Origin of the sequence: Bradyrhizobium sp. Leaf396 (genome assembly GCF_001424605.1) — a bacterium.
Classification (GTDB): domain Bacteria; phylum Pseudomonadota; class Alphaproteobacteria; order Rhizobiales; family Xanthobacteraceae; genus Bradyrhizobium; species Bradyrhizobium japonicum_C.
Map to the genome: position 1 here is coordinate 142,161 of NZ_LMQJ01000064.1, position 18,179 is coordinate 160,339.

At 64.6% G+C, this 18,179-nt stretch carries 18 protein-coding genes; 9 read left to right on the forward strand and 9 right to left on the reverse strand.

Translation table 11 applies throughout. The features are described from left to right. Nucleotides 1-88 precede the first annotated feature (88 nt). Both ASG57_RS32020 and ASG57_RS32025 read right to left on the reverse strand, forming a co-directional pair. A complete protein-coding gene (locus ASG57_RS32020) occupies nt 89-1,639 on the reverse strand; it encodes an undecaprenyl-phosphate glucose phosphotransferase (protein WP_057198878.1) in 1,551 nt (516 codons plus the stop codon). Nucleotides 1,640-1,756: 117 nt separating this feature from the next. Further along, nucleotides 1,757-2,890, reverse strand: a complete 1,134-nt coding sequence (locus ASG57_RS32025) for a glycosyltransferase family 4 protein (RefSeq protein WP_024341179.1) — start codon at nt 2,888-2,890, stop codon at nt 1,757-1,759. 202 nt (nt 2,891-3,092) lie between these two features. Between ASG57_RS32025 and ASG57_RS32030 the strand changes: the two genes are divergently transcribed. Next, nucleotides 3,093-5,402, forward strand: coding sequence for a GumC family protein (locus ASG57_RS32030; RefSeq protein WP_057198879.1), 2,310 nt, complete (start codon nt 3,093-3,095; stop codon nt 5,400-5,402). Nucleotides 5,403-5,523: 121 nt separating this feature from the next. Here the strand turns inward: ASG57_RS32030 and ASG57_RS32035 are convergent, their stop codons facing one another. Next, nucleotides 5,524-6,705 carry a GNAT family N-acetyltransferase gene (locus ASG57_RS32035; RefSeq protein ID WP_024341181.1) on the reverse strand — a complete coding sequence of 394 codons (1,182 nt, stop codon included), beginning with the start codon at nt 6,703-6,705 and terminating at the stop codon, nt 5,524-5,526. A gap of 125 nt (nt 6,706-6,830) precedes the next feature. Between ASG57_RS32035 and ASG57_RS32040 the strand changes: the two genes are divergently transcribed. After that, nucleotides 6,831-7,880: a polysaccharide deacetylase family protein gene (locus ASG57_RS32040; RefSeq protein ID WP_057198880.1), complete on the forward strand. Its 1,050-nt coding sequence runs from the start codon at nt 6,831-6,833 to the stop codon at nt 7,878-7,880. On the opposite strand, the gene ASG57_RS32045 is transcribed toward ASG57_RS32040, so the two are convergent. Next, nucleotides 7,864-8,085 (reverse strand): DUF2842 domain-containing protein, encoded by a 222-nt coding sequence (locus tag ASG57_RS32045; RefSeq protein ID WP_024341183.1) that lies wholly within the window; start codon nt 8,083-8,085, stop codon nt 7,864-7,866. The genes ASG57_RS32040 and ASG57_RS32045 overlap by 17 nt on opposite strands. Before the next feature lie 91 nt (nt 8,086-8,176). Here ASG57_RS32045 and ASG57_RS32050 point away from each other — a divergent pair, with 91 nt between their 5' ends. Continuing rightward, complete coding sequence (locus ASG57_RS32050) at nt 8,177-9,259, forward strand: COX15/CtaA family protein (protein ID WP_057198881.1); 1,083 nt, start codon at nt 8,177-8,179, stop codon at nt 9,257-9,259. A gap of 5 nt (nt 9,260-9,264) precedes the next feature. Here the strand turns inward: ASG57_RS32050 and ASG57_RS32055 are convergent, their stop codons facing one another. The 4 genes from ASG57_RS32055 to ASG57_RS32070 form a co-directional block, all read right to left on the reverse strand. Continuing rightward, nucleotides 9,265-9,609, reverse strand: coding sequence for a hypothetical protein (locus ASG57_RS32055; protein ID WP_024341185.1), 345 nt, complete (start codon nt 9,607-9,609; stop codon nt 9,265-9,267). Between the two features lie 203 nt (nt 9,610-9,812). Beyond that, nucleotides 9,813-11,093: an O-acetylhomoserine aminocarboxypropyltransferase gene (locus ASG57_RS32060; protein WP_024341186.1), complete on the reverse strand. Its 1,281-nt coding sequence runs from the start codon at nt 11,091-11,093 to the stop codon at nt 9,813-9,815. Between the two features lie 140 nt (nt 11,094-11,233). Continuing rightward, the gene (locus ASG57_RS32065; protein WP_024341187.1) at nt 11,234-11,818 is read right to left on the reverse strand and encodes a CoA-binding protein; all 585 of its coding nucleotides are present in this window, start codon (nt 11,816-11,818) and stop codon (nt 11,234-11,236) included. Between the two features lie 19 nt (nt 11,819-11,837). Then, nucleotides 11,838-12,662 carry an enoyl-CoA hydratase gene (locus ASG57_RS32070; RefSeq protein ID WP_057198882.1) on the reverse strand — a complete coding sequence of 275 codons (825 nt, stop codon included), beginning with the start codon at nt 12,660-12,662 and terminating at the stop codon, nt 11,838-11,840. Between the two features lie 86 nt (nt 12,663-12,748). Here ASG57_RS32070 and ASG57_RS32075 point away from each other — a divergent pair, with 86 nt between their 5' ends. The 5 genes from ASG57_RS32075 to ASG57_RS32095 all read left to right on the forward strand — a co-directional run bounded on the left by ASG57_RS32075 (nt 12,749) and on the right by ASG57_RS32095 (nt 16,114). Further along, nucleotides 12,749-13,177, forward strand: a complete 429-nt coding sequence (locus tag ASG57_RS32075; RefSeq protein WP_024341189.1) for a PaaI family thioesterase — start codon at nt 12,749-12,751, stop codon at nt 13,175-13,177. 158 nt (nt 13,178-13,335) lie between these two features. Next, nucleotides 13,336-13,800: a 50S ribosomal protein L13 gene (gene rplM / locus ASG57_RS32080; RefSeq protein ID WP_018642440.1), complete on the forward strand. Its 465-nt coding sequence runs from the start codon at nt 13,336-13,338 to the stop codon at nt 13,798-13,800. 1 nt (nt 13,801) lies between these two features. After that, on the forward strand, nt 13,802-14,281 hold the full coding sequence (gene rpsI / locus ASG57_RS32085) for a 30S ribosomal protein S9 (RefSeq protein ID WP_018642439.1): 480 nt from the start codon (nt 13,802-13,804) through the stop codon (nt 14,279-14,281). Between the two features lie 229 nt (nt 14,282-14,510). After that, on the forward strand, nt 14,511-15,731 hold the full coding sequence (locus ASG57_RS32090; protein WP_024341190.1) for a GGDEF domain-containing protein: 1,221 nt from the start codon (nt 14,511-14,513) through the stop codon (nt 15,729-15,731). 86 nt (nt 15,732-15,817) lie between these two features. Continuing rightward, nucleotides 15,818-16,114, forward strand: a complete 297-nt coding sequence (locus ASG57_RS32095) for an antibiotic biosynthesis monooxygenase family protein (protein ID WP_024341191.1) — start codon at nt 15,818-15,820, stop codon at nt 16,112-16,114. A 6-nt stretch (nt 16,115-16,120) separates the two neighbouring features. On the opposite strand, the gene ASG57_RS32100 is transcribed toward ASG57_RS32095, so the two are convergent. Next, a complete protein-coding gene (locus ASG57_RS32100; RefSeq protein WP_057198955.1) occupies nt 16,121-17,272 on the reverse strand; it encodes an AI-2E family transporter in 1,152 nt (383 codons plus the stop codon). A 133-nt stretch (nt 17,273-17,405) separates the two neighbouring features. Here ASG57_RS32100 and ASG57_RS32105 point away from each other — a divergent pair, with 133 nt between their 5' ends. Beyond that, complete coding sequence (locus ASG57_RS32105; protein WP_057198883.1) at nt 17,406-18,110, forward strand: hypothetical protein; 705 nt, start codon at nt 17,406-17,408, stop codon at nt 18,108-18,110. Nucleotides 18,111-18,179 lie beyond the last annotated feature (69 nt).

An 18,179-nucleotide genomic window follows, 5' to 3' on the forward strand; every position in this document is an offset into this window, starting at 1 on the left:
CTCGCTTTGGAGGAAACGGCTGGCGATGCGGCGTACTGGATGCCCCGCCCAGTGCGCATCTGCGCACAAGGCGGGGCATGACGGAAACTCAATACGCGTTCTCGTTCTTGGTCAGCAGCGAGATCGGCGTTTTCAGGAGAATGTACAGGTCGAACAGCACCGACCAGTTCTCGATGTAATATAGGTCGAACTCGACGCGCTTCTGAATCTTCTCTTCGTTGTCGATCTCGCCGCGCCAGCCGTTGATCTGGGCCCAACCGGTGATGCCGGGCTTGACACGGTGGCGGGCGAAATAGCCGTCGACGGCTTCGTCGAACAGACGGCTCTGGAGCTTGCCCTGCACCGCATGCGGACGCGGGCCGACCAGCGAGAGGTTGCCGGCGAAGACCACGTTGAAGAGCTGCGGCAACTCGTCGAGGCTGGTCTTGCGGATGAAGCGGCCGACGCGCGTGACGCGCGGATCGTTCTTGGTCACGACCTTGGCGGCGGTCGGATCCGCCTGATGATGGTACATCGAGCGGAATTTGTAGACGTCGATACGCTCGTTATTGAAGCCGAACCGCTTTTGGCGGAACAGCACCGGGCCTGGGCTGTCGAGCTTCACCGCCAGCGCGACGAGGCCCATCACCGGCAGGGCGGCAAGCAGCGCCAGGCTGCCGACGACGCGGTCGAACAGCCATTTCATCACCAGGTCCCAGTCGGTGATCGGCGCCTCGAACACGTCGAGCGTCGGCACCTCGCCGAGATAGGAATAGGAGCGGGGACGGAAGCGCAGCTTGTTGGTGTGCGCGGACAGGCGAATGTCAACCGGCAGCACCCACAGCTTCTTCAGCATCTCCAGGATGCGCGTTTCCGCCGAGATCGGCAGCGCGAACAGCACGAGATCGACGCGGGTGCGGCGGGCGAATTCGACGATGTCGTCGACCTTGCCGAGCTTGCGCGCGCCGGCGCAGGTGTCGAGCGCTCGGCTGTCGTTGCGGTCGTCGAACACGCCGAGCACGTGAATGTCGGAATCTTCCTGCGCCTTCAGCGCTTCCACCAGCTGCTCGCCGTTGCTATCGGAGCCGACGATGATGGTGCGGCGGTCGAGCCGGCCCTGGCGCGCCCAGCGGCGCACCAGCGAGCGCAGCACCAGGCGTTCGGCGATCAGCGCCGCGAGCCCGAGGAAATAGAACGCGGCAAGCCAGAGTCGGGACACGTCGTTGCCGAACTTGGCGAAGAACGAGATGCCGATGAAGAGCAGGAAGACGAACGACCAGGACGAGATCATCCGCGTCATCTGCCGGAGCTGTCCGCGGAACAGCTGCACCTGATAGATGTCTGCGGCCTGGAAGCAGACCACGGCGGCGACGGCGACCGCAATAACCTGGGCGGGATAGACCCAGCTGAAGGCGCCGGCAAGCGGCATGACGTAACCGACATAAAGCGCAATGCCGACGAGGCTCAGCAGCGCGAAGTCGGCGAGACGGACGAAGCCGGCGATCACGATCGGTGAATAGGCGCGGGCGACCTTCTGGTTCACGACTTCGAGCGCGGCGGGTGAGAGCCGCCGGCGGCGTTCCACGAAGGGCTGGTCAGCAGGCTTCGCCGCGGCGCTGGTCGCGGCGTCGAGCATCGAGCGTGCGTTGAGCGGTTCCACTGGCGTCCACGTCCATTCCACGGCCCGCGGCACGGCCTTGAGTGCGCGGGCAAGTATCCCCTGGCACTTCGACTATCGAACAAATCGGAAGATTTTCTAAAGCGGCCTTAAGGATGGTTAATGATTGATGAAGGCGTCGCGATAGCCGGCGAGCACGCCCTCGACCATCGCCTGCTGGGAGAAATGCATCGAGATGCGCTCGCGCAACGAGAGTGCGCGCTGCGCGGTCGTCTGTGGATCGTCCAGCGCCGCGGCGATCGCCTCGGCCATCGCGTCGGGATTGCTCGGCGCGAACAGCGCAGGGCTGTCGGCACCGAAGATTTCAGGGATACCGCCGATGCGGGACGCGATCATGGGAATGCCCGCGGCACCCGCCTCGATCACGACATAGGGCATGGAATCGCCGCGCGAGGGCACGACGAGCAACCGCCCCTTGGAAAAGCCGTAGCGCGCCTTGACGTGGCCGATGAAGCGGATCGCATTGGTGAGGCCGAGCCTCTCGACCTGCGCTTTCAGCGCCGCTGTCTCCTCGCCGTCGCCGCCGAGCGTCAGCGTCACCTTCTTGCCGCCTTCGTGCAGTCGTGCGAGGGCGTCGACCAACAGGTCCGCGCCCTTGATGTGCCTGAACTCGCCGACATAGCAGAGGTCGGTGGCATCGTCGGCCGTTACCACGGGCTCGAACTCCTCCGGCGTGACACCATTGAAGACGCAACGCACCACGCCCTTGGGCGTACCGACGATGCGTTGATACGTGTCGCGGGCAAAGGCGCTCTCGAACAGGAACAGATCCGTCGAATCCATCAGCGCGCGTTCCAGGCGCGCGTAGAACTCGCCTTTGATGGTGTTCAACGGATAGTGCAGCGAGCCGCCATGCGGCGTGTAGATGCGAATGGTATCGTCCGAGCGCCGCCGCATGCGGATGAAGGCGCCGGCCTTGGCGCCGTGGCCGTGCATCACGTCGGGCTTGAGCTTGGCGATAAGGCGCCTCATCCGCAGCCAGACCAGCAAATCGTCCGGCGAAGGCTCGCGGCGGATCGCGAGCCGATGCACGCCGAGCTTCAACCGAGGCGCGAGCTCGGCCAGCGCCTTGTCGGCGCGCTCGCCGCCTGTAAGGCTGTCGGCGAGGATGCCGACATGATGGCCGCGGTCGACCTGGCCATTGGCGACGTCGAGAATATGGCGGAAGATTCCGCCGACCGGAGCACGCACGGCGTGCAGGATGCGAAGCGGCCGGTCTGGAGAGGGGGGCATGATCAAAACCAGCTCGACGGCGAATGCCGAACAATTTTCGCGAGATAATCGAGTGGGATTAAGCGGCCTCGTGGTTAACAAACAGTGACGAGCGGGTGTGCTCCAGGTGCCGGATGGTCGCGATTAACCCAGCGGCAACCTTAATGGAGTGTAATCGCGCCGGTTGAGGTAGAGTCGCAGCGTTGCCCTGCGGGAGTGTTCGATGCGTTTAGCGTTCTGGCGTGCCGGCAAGGACAAGGCGGTGATCGCGCGCGCGGTCTCGAAGTCGAAGCCCGCAGCCGCGCCCAAAATCGAAGCCGAGATCGAAGCCGAGATCGAAGCCGACAAGGTTGAAGCGAATCCCGCGCCCTTCGTCGTGAAGCAGGCGCAGGTCGAGTCCGGCGATATCGACCTGCATGCGCTTGGCGCGGTCTTGGCGCGCAAGCGCGGCTGGATCGTCGTGCCGACGGTCGTGGCGCTCGTCGCATCGCTCGGCGTCGTCAATCTCATCACGCCGCGCTACAAGTCCGAAGCCCGCATCCTGATCGACGGCCGCGAGAACGTGTTCCTGCGCCCGAACAGCGATCGCGCCGAGGAGCGGCAGGCACTCGACGCCGAGGCCGTCACCAGCCAGGTGCAGCTCGTTCTGTCACGCGATCTCGCGCGAGAGATCATCAAGAAGAATAAGCTCGCCGAGCGACCCGAATTCGACCCGGTGCTGCAGGGCATCTCGCCGCTGAAATCGCTTGCCGCGCTCATCGGTATCGGTCGCGATCCGTTCGCGATGACGCCGGAAGAACGCGTGCTCGATGCCTATTACGAGCGCCTCCAGGCCTACGCGGTCGACAAGTCGCGCGTGATCGTGGTCGAATTCCAGTCGGCCGATCCCGAGCTTGCCGCCCGCGTCGCAAATTCGATCGCCGACGGCTATCTCGTGCTGCAGCAGGCCGTGCGCCAGGAGCAGGCCAAGAACGCCAGCCAGTGGCTCGCCGGCGAGATCGAGAGCCTGCGCAAGAAGGTCTCCGAGGCCGAGGCCAAGGTTGAGGACTTCCGTTCAAAGTCCAGCCTGTTCGTCGGGACCAATAACACGACGTTGTCGAACCAGCAGATGGGCGAGGTCAACACCCAGCTCAACAATGCGCGGTCGATGAAGGCGGACGCGGAATCCAAGGCGCGGCTGATCAAGGAAATGCTCCAGAGCGGCAAGCCGATCGAGGCATCCGAGGTCGTGAACTCCGAATTGATGCGCCGGCTGTCGGAGCAGAGGGTGACGCTGCGCGCACAACTTGCGGAGCAGTCGTCCACGCTGCTCGGCAATCATCCGCGGATCAAGGAGCTGAAGGCGCAGCTTGGCGACCTCGACAACCAGATCCGCGACGAAGCCGCCAAGATCTCGCGCTCGCTCGAAAACGACGCCCGGATCGCCAGCGGGCGGGTCGATGGTCTGACCACGAGCCTCGAGCAACTGAAGAAGCAGGCGGCATCCACCAACGGCCAGGACGTCCAGCTCCGCGCGCTGGAGCGTGAGGCCAAGGCGCAGCGCGACCTGCTGGAAACCTATCTCGCCAAGTACCGCGAAGCCAACACCCGCGAAACCATCGACACCGCTCCGACCGATGGCCGCATCATCTCGCGCGCCATCGTCTCGAACACGCCGGCCTATCCGAAGAAGCTGCCGATCGTGCTCATTGCGACGATCGCGACGCTGCTGCTGTCGTCCGGCACCGTCGTCACCGGCGAGCTGCTGCGTCAGACCGCGCCGCGGACGTTGGCCGCGATTGCGCCGGCGCGGGCGCCGGTGCGGCGGGAGCCATCGGTCCAGCCGCCCGTCGCTGCTGCCGTCGATGCTGCCATCGACCCGATCGTCGAGCCTGCTTTGCCCGAGCCCGCGCCGTTGCAGCCCGAGATTGGGAGCGACAAGGATGTCAGCGAGTTCGACGAGATCGAACGTCTGGCCGACAAATTGCGCAGGGCGGGTGCTGAGGCCAGGAAGGTCACCGTGCTCGGCACCGCGCCCGGCGCAGCGATCACTCTATCGACATTGACACTTGCCCGGCACCTTTCGCGCGACGCGCGCGTCGTCGTGGTCGATCTCGCGGCGTCCTCGCCGAGCCTTGCCGCGGCGTCCGTCGATGCTTCGGCTCCGGGGCTTGCCGAGCTGATGCAGGGCGAGGCGTCGTTCGCGCAAATCATCACCCGGGACAAGCTGTCGCGGCTGCATCTGGTCATGGCCGGCCGTCCCGGCTTCGACCGCAGCTTGCTGCAATCCCCGCGCGTGGCGCTTGCCATCGACGCGCTGCTGCGCGCCTATGATCACGTGCTGATCGATGCCGGTAGTGCCTCCGATCTTCCGGCCGAGCTGCTGACGGCGCATGCCCGCGCCGTCGTGGTGCCGGATGCGTCGATGGTACCGGACGCGCGCGCGCTGATGTGCGAGCAGCTGAGGGCGGTCGGCTTCAGCGACGTGACGATGCTGAGCAAGCCGGTGCAGCCGTCCGATGCGGTGGAGACGCCGCGCGTCGTGGCGGCGTAGGCGAGCGCGCCAGCCGTCGGTCTCCTACGCGCTGCGTCTTACACTCCCTCTCCAGGGTCCTCGACGGGAGGGCAAGGGGCAGCGCGAAAGTGGATGGAGAGCGCAAAAGAGCTGGTGACGGCTATCCGAACGCCTGCCGCAGCCGGCGGGCCAGGTCGAACAGCATTTGGTTCTGCTTCACCAGCCGCTTGCCGTGGCTGAGTGAGGACATTGCCATCGCGGCGAGCCTGCCGCGCGAGGTCAGGGGCACGAAGCTGTCGAAGATGTCCTCGTCGTCCTTGCAGAACATCCTTTTGTAGTCGTCCGAGCCGATGCCGAGGTCGAGCGAGCGGTAGCCGCGCTCGGCGTAGCGATCGATGATGTAGCGCATCAGGATGAGGCCGGGGCTGTAGCGGGCGTGCTCCGACATCGTGTAGGTGTTGAACATCATCGAGAAGCGCTGGCCATCGGCGACGCCGGCGAAGATCGCGATCACCTCATCGTCGCATTCGAGCGCGTGAATGTCGATGACGCGGCCTTCGCCACGTGGCGCAAGACAGGCGCTGCGGATGAACTGTTCGACGCCAGGCTCGGCGAAGACGTTCGGCAGCTTCTGCTCGGCCATCCGCGCCGGCTTGACGCGGAAGAACCAGTCGAGCAGGCGGGTGACGTCGGCATCTGATGTGGCCAGGTGATAGCGATAGCCGGTGAGGGCCTGTAGCTTCTTTTCCTTGCTCTTGAGACGGCGGCGGAACGAATTGCTGATCCGCGATGCCGCCGGGCCGCCGGGCTCCATCGTCAGCAGCGGGCAGCCGTTGATCGCGCTCTGCCGCGGCAGCAACGCAAACGGGTTCGTCCGGTCGTGCCAGCGCTGCGGCTGCTGCGTCAGCACGAGCACGTCGACACGCTCGCGCAGCGCCGCAAGCAGGGCGTCGAGATCGGCGACGCCGGCCTGCGCCGCCAATTCGGCATCCCACAGGCCCATATTGAAGGTCGTGTGCTTGCCGCCCATGAAGCAGGCCGTGCGGACGCCATGGCTCTGGCGCAGGCAGAGCGGGAGCAGCAGGAGCGGCCGGTGCTCGGCGTCGCGGGCAATCACGATGAAGGGTCGCGCGCCCTCGCGCTCGCCGACCAGTCGTTGCCAGGCGCTGAGCAGGTCGAAGCGCTGATAGGGCGTGAAGAGATGGCCGGGCTCCTCGAAGGCGCGCCAGACGGCCTCGGCCTCGGCGAGATCGATGACGATATCGACATGAGCGATACGTCTCGCTTTTGACCGCGATGGCGCTTCTGCCGTCCGGCTTTGCATCGCCGCAGCCATGGTCATTCGCGAAACCTGTCGAGAAATCGATAATACGTATTTCGGCCTGTGGCCGACCTTTGCAAAGAAAGGTCAACAAAGGGTAATGACAGGGAGAGGGAACGGCGGCGGCGCGCGCGAAGGGCGGGATTTTGGTATCCGACGACAGATGGCTGGAGCGTCTGCGCCTCGAGCTGGCCTGGTTCACCGGCCAAGCCGTGCTGCGCAGTCGCGGGGCCGGCGCCATTCTGCGCTTTCAGCACGTGCGGCCGCGGCGGCGGGGCGGGTTTCAGCCATCGCGCGCGAGCGAGATCACGCCGCAATTTCTCGATCGCGCCATTCGCGCGCTGAAGCGGTGGAGGTACGATTTCCTCGGCATGGACGAGGTATGCCACCGCGCCGTGACGCTGCCGGAGAAGGGGCGCTTTGTGGCGCTGACCTTCGATGGCGCCAGCAAGGACCTCATCAACTTCGCCTATCCCGTGCTGGTGCGCCACGCCGTGCCCTTCACGATCTATGTGCCGACCGCGTTTCCAGACGGCGTCGGCGAGGCCTGGTGGTCAGGGCTGGAGCAGGTGATCGCGCGCGAGAGCCGCATCAGCCTGATGATGGGCGAGAAGGAGCAGCGTTTCACCGTAACCGACAATGCCGAGAAGCAGGCGCTGTTTTCGCATCTGGAGAGTTGGCTCCGCTCGCTGCCGCCGGCGGATCTGTCGGCCGCCATTGCCGATCTCTGCACGCGCTACCGGGTCGACCTCGCGGCGCTCTCGCGCGCAGCGTCGATGGATTGGGAGGATCTGACGAAATTGGCTGCGGATCCGCTCGTCACGATCGGCAGCGCGACGGTGAATTACCCCGTCTTGGCGAACATGAAGGACGCAGCTGCACTGCGAGAGATGATGATGGGGAAGGCCGTTGCGGAAGCCGCTTTCCGCCGCGAAGTCACGCATTTCGCCTTTCCGTTCGGCGATCGCGCCTCGTTTCGGCGCAGCCACGTCGTGATGGCGGAGGAGGCCGGTTTTGCCAGTGCCGTGACGGCGATCCCGGGTGTCGTGGAAGCGGAGGGACGCACCAATCTGCGCGCGCTGCCGCGGATTTCCTGGGACGGCCGGGTGCGGTCGCTGCGCATGCTGCGTGTCCTGGCATCGGGCGTCGCCTTTGCGACGGTGAAGCCGACGCGGAGCGCTAGGAGCCAGACTTGATACGGTCGGGACGCTGCATCCAGCTCACGATAGGCATCGCCGGCAAGACCCAGCCCAGCCCGACCACGACGTAATAGATCGCCTGCCGCCAGCCAGACTCGGCGATCCACGGCATCTGCGCCAGCGCCATGCCGAGCAGGGCCCAGACGGTGGCCAGCACCAGGAGCAGGATGGCGCCGAGGAACTTTCGGGTGCGGATCGTCATGGCGGGCTTGCGGCTTTCGCGTAACTTGCACTGCGGAAGCGGGGGACTATAAGGGGCGCGCAGTCCGGTTCAAGCTTGGTTTTCGCCCCGAATGACGATGATGTCCGCACCGTCCGAACCGCATCGCGCCGTGCGCGCGTGGCTGATCGCCGTGGCCGGGCTGATCGCGCTGATGGTGCTGGTCGGCGGCGCGACGCGGCTCACGGAGTCGGGCCTTTCGATCGTCGAATGGAAGCCGGTGACGGGCAGTGTTCCGCCGCTCACCGAGACGCAATGGATTGAGGCGTTCGAAGCCTACAAGAAAATCCCTCAATATCGCGAGCTCAATGCAGGGATGAGCCTCTCGGAGTTCAAGGAGATCTTCTGGTGGGAATGGAGCCACCGGCTGCTCGGACGTTTCATCGGTGTCGCTTATCTCTTGCCGTTCCTGTTTTTCCTGTGGCGCGGCGGCCTGTCCGGTGAATTGAAGCGTCGGCTGTGGCTCCTGTTCGCGCTCGGTGGTCTTCAGGGCGCGGTCGGCTGGTGGATGGTGGCCTCGGGCCTGACGGAACGCACGGAAGTGTCGCAATATCGGCTTGCGACGCATCTGGTGCTGGCGCTCGTGATCTTCGCCGGCATCGTCTGGACGGTGCGGCGGCTCAACGAGCGGCCACGGGCCGCAGCGCCTGCACGGCTGCGCTTCACCAGCGCGCTGCTCCTCGTCGTAACGTTCGTACAGATCTATTTCGGCGCGCTGGTCGCGGGCCTGCGCGCCGGGCGTGCCTACAACACCTGGCCCGAGATCGACGGCGCCTTCATTCCCTCCGCCGAGCGGCTGTGGTTCGAGACGCCGTGGTGGCGCAACATGTTCGACAACGTGCTGACGGTTCAGTTCGAGCACCGCATGACCGCCTACCTATTGTTCGCACTGGCGGCGTTGCACGCAATCGACGCGGTGCGCTCGCGTGCAGGCGCGGCTGCGAGCGGCGCGTTGTGGCTGTTTGCGGCGGTGACCCTGCAGGCGGTGCTCGGCATCCTGACACTGCTCCACCAGGTTCCGATCGGTCTCGCGCTCGCGCATCAGGCGGTCGCGATCGTGGTGCTGGCGCTTTCCGTGATCCAATTGGAGCGTCTGGCCTGGCGGCAATCCGCCGAAGCGCAGCCGCGGGCGGTTCCCATCGGCCAGCCTGGCTGATTGAATCAGCAATAGCCGTAGACGCCGCACGCATAGGGCAGGCGCCAGAAATAGTCGACCTGCTTTCCACCGTAATACGAGCCCTGATAATCGTAGCTCCACGGGCGGCCGTAATAGCCCGGCAACGTGTGGGAGCCGGGCAGCAGCGGTGTCCCCGGCAGGTTGCGGATGTAGCTGCCGATGCCATAGGCGGGCGAGATCAGCGCATCCGGATCGGTTTCGACGTAGACCTGCGGCGGATCCTGCGGCGGCATGGCCGCGCGCCGCTTCGGCGTGGCCGGCAGGTCGGCAGCGAGCGCGCTCGAAACCGTCAGCATCGTCGCAAGGGCAGGCACCATCCAGCGCAGCATCACAGGCTCCGAATCAAAAGGGCGATCCAAGCTCGATGTATGCGGGATGTATGGTTAATGACTGTTAACCGGGTCGGTGCCCGAACAAATGTCATCGCCAGTCATTCCGGGGCGGTGCAAAGCACCGTGCCCGGAATTCAGAGGTCGTTCGCATCACTTCGAGGTTCCGGGTTCGCGCCTTTCGCGCCCCGGAACGACAACAGCTACGCCGCCAGCGCCTGCTCCAGATCAGCGATCAGGTCTTCCTTGTCCTCGATGCCGACCGAGAGCCGCACCACGTCGGGGCCGGCGCCGGATTTGATCTTGGCGGCATCGTCGAGCTGGCTGTGGGTGGTCGAGGCGGGGTGGATCACCAGCGAGCGGGTGTCGCCGACATTGGCGAGGTGCGAGAACAGCTGCAGCTTCGACACCAGATTGACGCCAGCGTCATAGCCGCCCTTCAGGCTGAAAGTGAACACCGCGCCCGCGCCCCTTGGAGCGTATTTGCGTGCGAGCTGGTGATACTTGTCGCTCGGCAGACCTGCATAGTTCACCGAGGCCACCGCCGGATGGCCGGCAAGGAATTCGGCGACGGCCTTTGCATTATCGCAATGTTTCTGCATGCGCAGCGGCAGCGTCTCGATGCCGGTCAGGATCATGAAGGCGTTGAACGGCGAAAGCGCGGGGCCGAGATCGCGCAAGCCGAGCACGCGGCAGGCGATCGCGAAGGCGAAATTGCCAAAGGTCTCCTGAAGCCGGATACCGTGATATTCGGGGCGCGGCTCCGAGAGCATCGGATATTTGCCGCCCGTGGACCAGTCGAAGGTGCCGGCATCGACGATGATGCCGCCGAGGGAGTTGCCGTGGCCGCCCAGGAACTTGGTCAGCGAGTGCACGACGATGTCGGCGCCATGATCGATCGGCCGGATGAGGTAGGGCGAGGCCAGCGTGTTGTCCACGATCAAAGGCACGCCTGCCTTGCGCGCCACCGTCGAGATCGCCTCGATGTCGGTGATGCTGCCGGCGGGATTGGCGATGGACTCGATGAAGATCGCTTTCGTGCGCGGCGTCACCGCCCGCTCAAAGCTTGAAATGTCATCGGGATCGGCCCACACCACGTTCCAGCCAAAGCTCTTGAATGCGTGTGTGAACTGGTTGATCGAGCCGCCATAGAGCTTTCGCGCGGCGATGAACTCGTCACCCGGCTGCAGCAATTGCTGCAACACCACGACTTGTGCGGCGTGGCCCGAGGCCACGGCAAGCGCAGCCGTGCCGCCTTCGAGCGCGGCGACACGTTCTTCCAGGACGGCATTGGTCGGGTTGCCGATGCGGGTATAGATGTTGCCGAACGCCTGCAAGCCGAAGAGCGAAGCGGCGTGGTCGGCATCGTTGAAGACGAAGGACGTCGTTTGATAGATCGGAGTTGCGCGCGCCCCGGTGGTAGGATCGGGCTGTGCACCGGCATGCACGGCAAGCGTTGAAAATCCCGGAAGGCGATCGCTCATTGAGGGCGTCCTGTTCTTGGTGGCCTGAAAATCGGGCGGCATGCTGATCGGCGCCGCGCCTGCCGTCAAGGCGGCGCTTCACATCGGAACGATCTTGCTACGCATTGTCGCGTTCGCGAAATGAATCCTTCGCGATTGCGTCAGCTTTGCTCGCTCTTGTTTTTCGCCGCACGATCGGATGCCGCGGTGTCGCCGCCGCCGACGCTCATTCGATTGAGGGACAGGCGCATGCCCTGGGTCGGCGCCGGGGGGCGCTTGGAGCTGAGCGTGCGTGAATTCACGCCCATCCAGGAGATCTCGGACGACAGGCGGCCATATTCGATCTTGGGGCAGCGGTTCATCACCACCTTGATACCGACCGATTCCGCTTTCGCCGCTGCGGCATCGTCGCGCGCGCCAAGCTGCATCCAGATCACCTTCGGCAGCGGGTCGAGCGTGAGTGCCTCTTCGACCACAGGCATGATGTGGCTGGAGTTGCGAAAAATGTCGATCATGTCGATGGGGCGGCCGAAGTCGGAGAGCGAGGCGACGAACGGCTTTCCAAGCAATTCCTTGCCGACATGGCCAGGATTGACCGGAATCATGTCATAACCGCGCTGCGCCAGATACTTGAAAGCGAAATAGCTCGGCCGCACATTGACCGGCGAGGCGCCGACCATCGCGATCGACTTCACGCTGTTGAGGATGCCGCGGATGTAATTGTCGGGATAGGCGTCGTGGTTCATCGCTTGTCTTTTCTTGTTGTCACTCATCCCGCCATGTGGGCGTGCGCTTCTCGATGAACGCGCCGATGCCTTCCTCGGCGTCGCGTGCCATCATGTTCTCGGTCATCACCTCTGCCGCATAGCGATAGGCGTCTGCAAGGCTCATCTCGGCCTGGCGATAGAACGCCTCCTTGCCGAGCTTGATCGTGTAGGCGGATTTGAGCGCGACCTTCTGCGCCAGCGCGATTGCCGCATCGCGCTCGCTGCCCACGTCGACGATGCGATTGATCAGCCCGATCTCGCGGGCGCGTGCGGCCGGGATCGGCTCGCCCGTCAGCAGCATCTCCATTGCTTGCTTGCGGGGCACGTTGCGCGACAGCGCCACCATGGGGGTCGAGCAGAACAGGCCGATGTCGACGCCGGGCGTCGCAAAAGTTGCTGCGTCGGACGCGATCGCGAGATCGCAGCTCGCCACGAGCTGGCAGCCGGCAGCGGTAGCGATGCCCTGGACGGCAGCGACCACCGGCTTTGGCAGGTGCACGATCGCCTGCATCATCGCGCTGCAGGCATTCATCATCTCGGCAAAGAAAGCGCGGCCGCGATCGGGGTCGGCGCGGTGCGCGGTGAGTTCCTTCATGTCGTGGCCGGCCGAGAAAGCAGGACCGTTGGCCGCGATCACGACGCCGCGGATCGCCTTGTCATTGCCGATCTCGTTGAGCTCGGCATGCAGGCCGGCGATCATCGCCTCAGACAGGCTGTTGCGCGCGGCCGGACGGTTGAGCGTCAGGACCGCGATGCTGCCGATCGTCTCGCGCAGCAGGATCTGCGGTTGTGGGGAGGGGGCGCGGGCGACCTGGACGGACATTGACGCGATTTCCGCTAAATGATTGCAGTTGGATGACACAGCTAACTTAATGTAACAGGGCAAGTGAAGCGAGGGTGGGAAGCGGCATGGCGTTAGCGAAAATGAGCGTGGCGGAGCTGGAGCGGTTCCTCCGTGACGAATTTCCCCAGGCCTTCAGCGGTGACGACATCACCATCGAGAGCGCGGACGGCCAGACCAGCCTTCTGCGCCAGCGCTACAGCGAACGAATGCTGCGGCCGGGCGGAACCGTGTCAGGCCCGACGCTGATGGCGCTTGCCGATTTCGCGATGTACGTGGTGCTGCTCTCCGCGATCGGACCGATCGGGCTCGCCGTCACCACCAATCTCAACATCAATTTCCTGCGGAAGGGCCAGCCGGGGCAGGACGTGCTGGCCGAGGCGCGGCTGCTCAAGCTCGGCAAGCGTCTGGCGGTCGGCGAAGTGAACCTGTTATCCGGAACGTCACCCGATCCGATCGCGCATGTCACCTCGACCTATTCCATTCCAAATGTTTGAGCTTTTTGCAGGTAATATGACACCTTAATGGCAAGCTATTGATATTGCAGTCTTAATTTGCGACCTTGACCATTGACCATTGGCCATCTCTTCTCTAGAAAACCGCCCAGTCCGGCGCGGTGTTCGCGCCGATGCTCCCCGTCCACGGAAACTCTGACATGAAAACCTTTTCGGCAAAGCCGGCTGAGGTGACGAAGAAGTGGGTGCTGATCGACGCCAAGGGTCTGGTCGTCGGCCGTCTCGCCACCATCGTCGCCATGCGCCTGCGCGGCAAGCACCTCCCGACCTACACCCCGCACGTTGATTGCGGCGACAACGTCATCATCATCAACGCGCAGCATGCAGTCCTCACCGGTCGCAAGCGCGAGCAGAAGACCTACTACAAGCACACCGGTTACGTCGGCCACGTGAAGGAGCGCACCGCGCGCCAGATCCTCGAGGGCCGTCATCCCGAGCGCGTGCTCGAGAAGGCCGTCGAGCGCATGATCCCGCGTGGTCCGCTCGGTCGCGTGCAGATGGGTAACCTACGTGTCTATGGCGGGGCCGATCATCCGCACGAGGCGCAGCAGCCCGAGAAGATCGACATCGCCAAGTTGAACCGCAAGAACACGAGGGCCGCATAACATGGCCGAATCCATCCAATCGCTCGACCAGCTCTCGCAGCTCAAGACGGCGGCCGCGCCTGAGGCGCCCAAGCACGAGAAGAAGGTCGACAAGTTCAACCGCGCCTACGCCACCGGCAAGCGCAAGGACGCGGTCGCACGCGTGTGGATCAAGCCGGGCGCCGGCAAGGTCACCGTCAACTCGCGCGAGGTCGAAGTCTATTTCGCCCGTCCCGTGCTGCGCATGATGATCGAGCAGCCATTCTCGGTAGCCCAGCGTTCGGGCCAGTACGACGTGATCTGCACCGTCGCCGGCGGCGGCCTCTCCGGCCAGGCCGGCGCGGTCCGTCACGGCATCTCCAAGGCGCTCACCTATTTCGAGCCGGAGCTGCGCAGCGTGCTCAAGAAGGGCGGCTTCCTCACCCGCGACTCGCGCGTGGTGGAGCGCAAGAAGTACGGCAAGGCCAAGGCCCGCCGGTCCTTCCAGTTCTCGAAGCGTTAATCGCTTTCGTCGGATTCGCCGCGAAAGCGGCTTCAATGAGATGCAAAAGGGCGCTGATTTCAGCGCCCTTTTTGCTGTTCGTTTGTATGCAAATTGATGGCGTGTTTCCCGAAAAGTTGTCCCCGCGCGAAAACCTGAATGGAACCCGCCGGACATAGCGTCGCCTATGGAAGGGCGCGCAAATCGGATGTGCCGATCGCGTAACTGCTATGTTGTAGAGGGGGCCGACATGATGTCGCTCGATAGCATCACGCTCTATTTGGTCGCGACCATGGTTGCCGCGCTGCTCGGCGCCATGATGGTGTTTTTCGGCAGGCAGGAGAACAGCCCGGCGCTGAGATGGTGGGGCACCGCCTATCTTCTCGGTGCCGCCGCCGTCGCGCTATGGACTGCGGCTGGCGACAGGCTGGGCCCGCACATTTACCTGGCGCTGAACGCCGTCGGCTTCGTCGCCTGCGGCATGGTGTGGAACGCCGCGCGCGTCTTCCACGGCCGCAAGCCGAACTGGCCCGGTCTCGTGCTCGGCGCGCTCGCCTGGGTCGCTGCTGCGACGCTGCTCGATCCGGCTGCATCCATGCTGCGCATGCTCGTCGGCGCCGGCATCGTCTCGGTGTATGCAGCGCTGACCGCCAGCGAGCTCTGGACCGAACGTCGCAAGAGCGTTCAACGACGCTGGCCGGCCTTGGTGATGCCGGTGATGCATGGTTGCGTATTGATGCTGCCGATCCTGATCGGCAGCTTCCTGCGCCCGCACGATGCAAGCTTCTCCCAGAGCATCTGGGTCACAGTGTTCGCGGTCGAGCTTATCCTCTATGCCGTCGGCACCGTGTTCGTCATCTTCATGCTCGTGTCCGAGCGCACCGTGACCGCGCACCGGACCGCAGCTTCCACCGATCCGCTCACGGGCATGCTCAACCGCCGCGGCTTCTCGGAAGCCTGCGCGCGCGTGATCGAGCGCGAGGCCAAGGCCGGGCGTCCGGTGACCGTGATGATCTTCGACATCGACCACTTCAAGTCGATCAACGACCGCTTCGGCCATCCCGCCGGGGACGAGATGCTGAAGCTGTTCTCGACCGTCGTGGTCAGCAGCCTGCGCATCTCGGACCTCTCGGGCCGCATCGGCGGCGAGGAGTTCGCAGCGCTGTTGCCCTGCTCGCTGGAGGAGGGCGTGCTGGTCGCCGAGCGCGTGCGCGAGGCGTTCGAAAACTCCGGCGTCGTTGTCGATGAAGGCCCGGTCGATACCACCGTCAGCATCGGTGTCGCCGGAGGTCCCGCCGGCACCGAGCTCGAGGTGCTGCTTGCCTCGGCCGATACCGCGCTCTACCAGGCCAAGCGCGGCGGCCGTAACCGCGTCGAGGCGGCGGAGGAGCTGCCGCTGTCGCTGGAGAACTGGCGCCGCCAGAGCGCCGCGCGAACCGGTGCATCGCAGCCACGTCCAGCAACGGCGTGAGCAGGACCAAGGCGCCGTTGCGGCGCCTTTTTCTTTTCTGCCGTCTGCGGTAGACACGCCGATCCAACAACAAAGGGTGGGAACCGATGATCACCGAGATCGCGCAAATCGACGTCAAGCCGGGCAGCGAGAAGGACTTTGAAGCTGCCGTGGCCAAGGCCAAGGCGGCCTTCGGCCGCTCCAAGGGCTTTCACGGCTTCGAGCTGCACAAATCGATCGAGAAGCCGCAGCGCTACCGGCTGATGGTGAAGTGGGCGACGCTGGAGAACCACACCGTCGATTTCCGCGGTTCGGAGAATTTCACCGAGTGGCGCGGCCTTGTCGGCCAGTATTTTGCTGCACCTCCGGAGGTCGAGCACACAGAGGTCGTTCTGACGACCTGACCGGAGTCAGGCCGCCTCGGCGAGGGCCGGCGCCTCATAGGTCTTGAAGTGGTCGATGATAACCTTGGCTATGGCGACCAGCGGCAGGGCCAGCGCCAGGCCCCAGATTCCGAACACGACGCCGAGCAGGATCTGGAACGCGAATAGCGTGGCCGGCGGGATATCGAGCGCCTGCCGCTGCATGATCGGCGTCAGCAGGTAGCTCTCCATGGCATGCACGCCCATGAAGAGGAGAAAGGCCGACAAGGCGGGGATCCAGCCCGAGGCAAGGCTTGCCAGCACCACGATGACGCCGCCGATGATGGCTCCGACGGTGGGTATGAAGGCGAGCAGGCCCGCCTGGATTCCCAGGATGAACGCGCCGGGAATGCCGATGATGGCAAGCCCGATCCAGGTCACGACACCGACCGCTATCATGACGATGAACTGCGCGGTCAGCCAGCGCTCCAGCGTCTCCGCTATGCGGTCGATGACGAGGGCGACACGCGTGCGGTGCCTCACCGGCGCCAGGAACAGCAGGCCGTCGTGATAGACGCGGGGCTGGGCCGCGAAGGCAAGGCCGAGAAACAGCACGATGAAGACGTTGCCCACGCCGTGAATGGTGCCGAGCAGCAGCTTGAAGGTCTGGCTCACGATCGCGCCGCCGCCGGAAGCCAGCGCGCCGGCACTGGGCAGGGGAGCGCGCGAGGGAGCCGCTGGCGCGGCGGTCGCCTCCGACGAAGTCGTGGCCGAGGCATCCGAGGTGGCATTGCCGAAATCGAAGAAGCTGGTGTCGATGCCGTGGGTCTCGAGGAAGGACCTCACATTCGCGATCTGCGACTTGATGGTCTTGCTCAGCAGCGAGGCCTGCTCGGCGATGGTCGCGCCGCCGAGATAGGCGATGCCGGCAAGCACCAGGGCGAGCGCGACACAGACGATCGCAAGCCGGACGGTGTGGGGCAGGCGAACCCGGCGGCCGAGCGCATTGACCAGCGCGTTGAGGCCGAGGCCGAGCAGCATGCCGGTGAAGATCAGGAGCAGGGTGGCCGCGAAATACCAGCTGAAAGCGAGCAGCGCCGTGAAAAGCACGACGCCGATGCCTCCGACCGCAATCGCCCAAGCCTGATCTCGGGCGAGGTCACTGCGGGTCGGGGGGCGTTCATCTCTGAGAATCGTCACGTCGTGTCCTTTCGCGCAGGCCTGCGTCCGGCACTCTTTCGACAAACGCGCTTCCGATCAAGAGCGGCAACAGGCCGGTTTGACGCTGCCGCGCGAACGGTGCAGAGCGGTAAGGTTGAAAGGATGCGAGCGCTTGGGTTTCATCAGCAAATGGGCAGGTCTGCTCGGGCTTCTGGCTTTGCTCGTCGGCGGCGACCAGATCCGGATCAACCGGCCGGACCACAAGTTTCGCCTGACGGTCGAAGTGACGACGCCAGACGGGATCAAGACCGGGTCGGGCATTCTCGCCGTCGTGCCCGATCGCAACTACAACCGCAGCGGCCGCACCACGACGCGCGGGGAGGCTGTGTTCGTCGACCTCGGCCAAGGCAAGAACCTCGTGGCATTGCTGGCGCACCAGCAAGGCGCCAAGCTTGATTTCGACGACATCAACTATTTGGCGCTCCGCGCCTACGGTGCCGCACGCGGCAGCCGCGTGTCGTTCAAGGACATGAGCCGGCAGACCGGAATCGTCCCGGTACAGGGGGAGTTGATCCCCGTGCTCGTGAGCTTCGGTGATCTCAAGGACCCTGCGAGCGCGCGCCTCGTCGATGGCCGCCACGCAGAGGCAGTCCTGGGCGATGGCTACGCGATCCGCGGTTTCTCCGCCGAGGTCGTGCCCAATGGGTTCTGGCCGATCGACATCGGTGGTGCTCTCGGAGAGCCCGTGACACGCGGACTTCACGCGAAATTGCCCTGGTTGGCCGTGCCGGATGCCCCTGCGGCGGTCGCCCTGCAGGCTGCTGGGTTGCCGGCGATGGAGCCGAGCGTAGCCCGGGAGGCCTTTGCGCGAAAATAGCATTGCCGTCCCGCGATCCCCTCTGTTGAATTTGTTCCGTGCGAGGGGCATGTTTTCAGAATCTTCTTA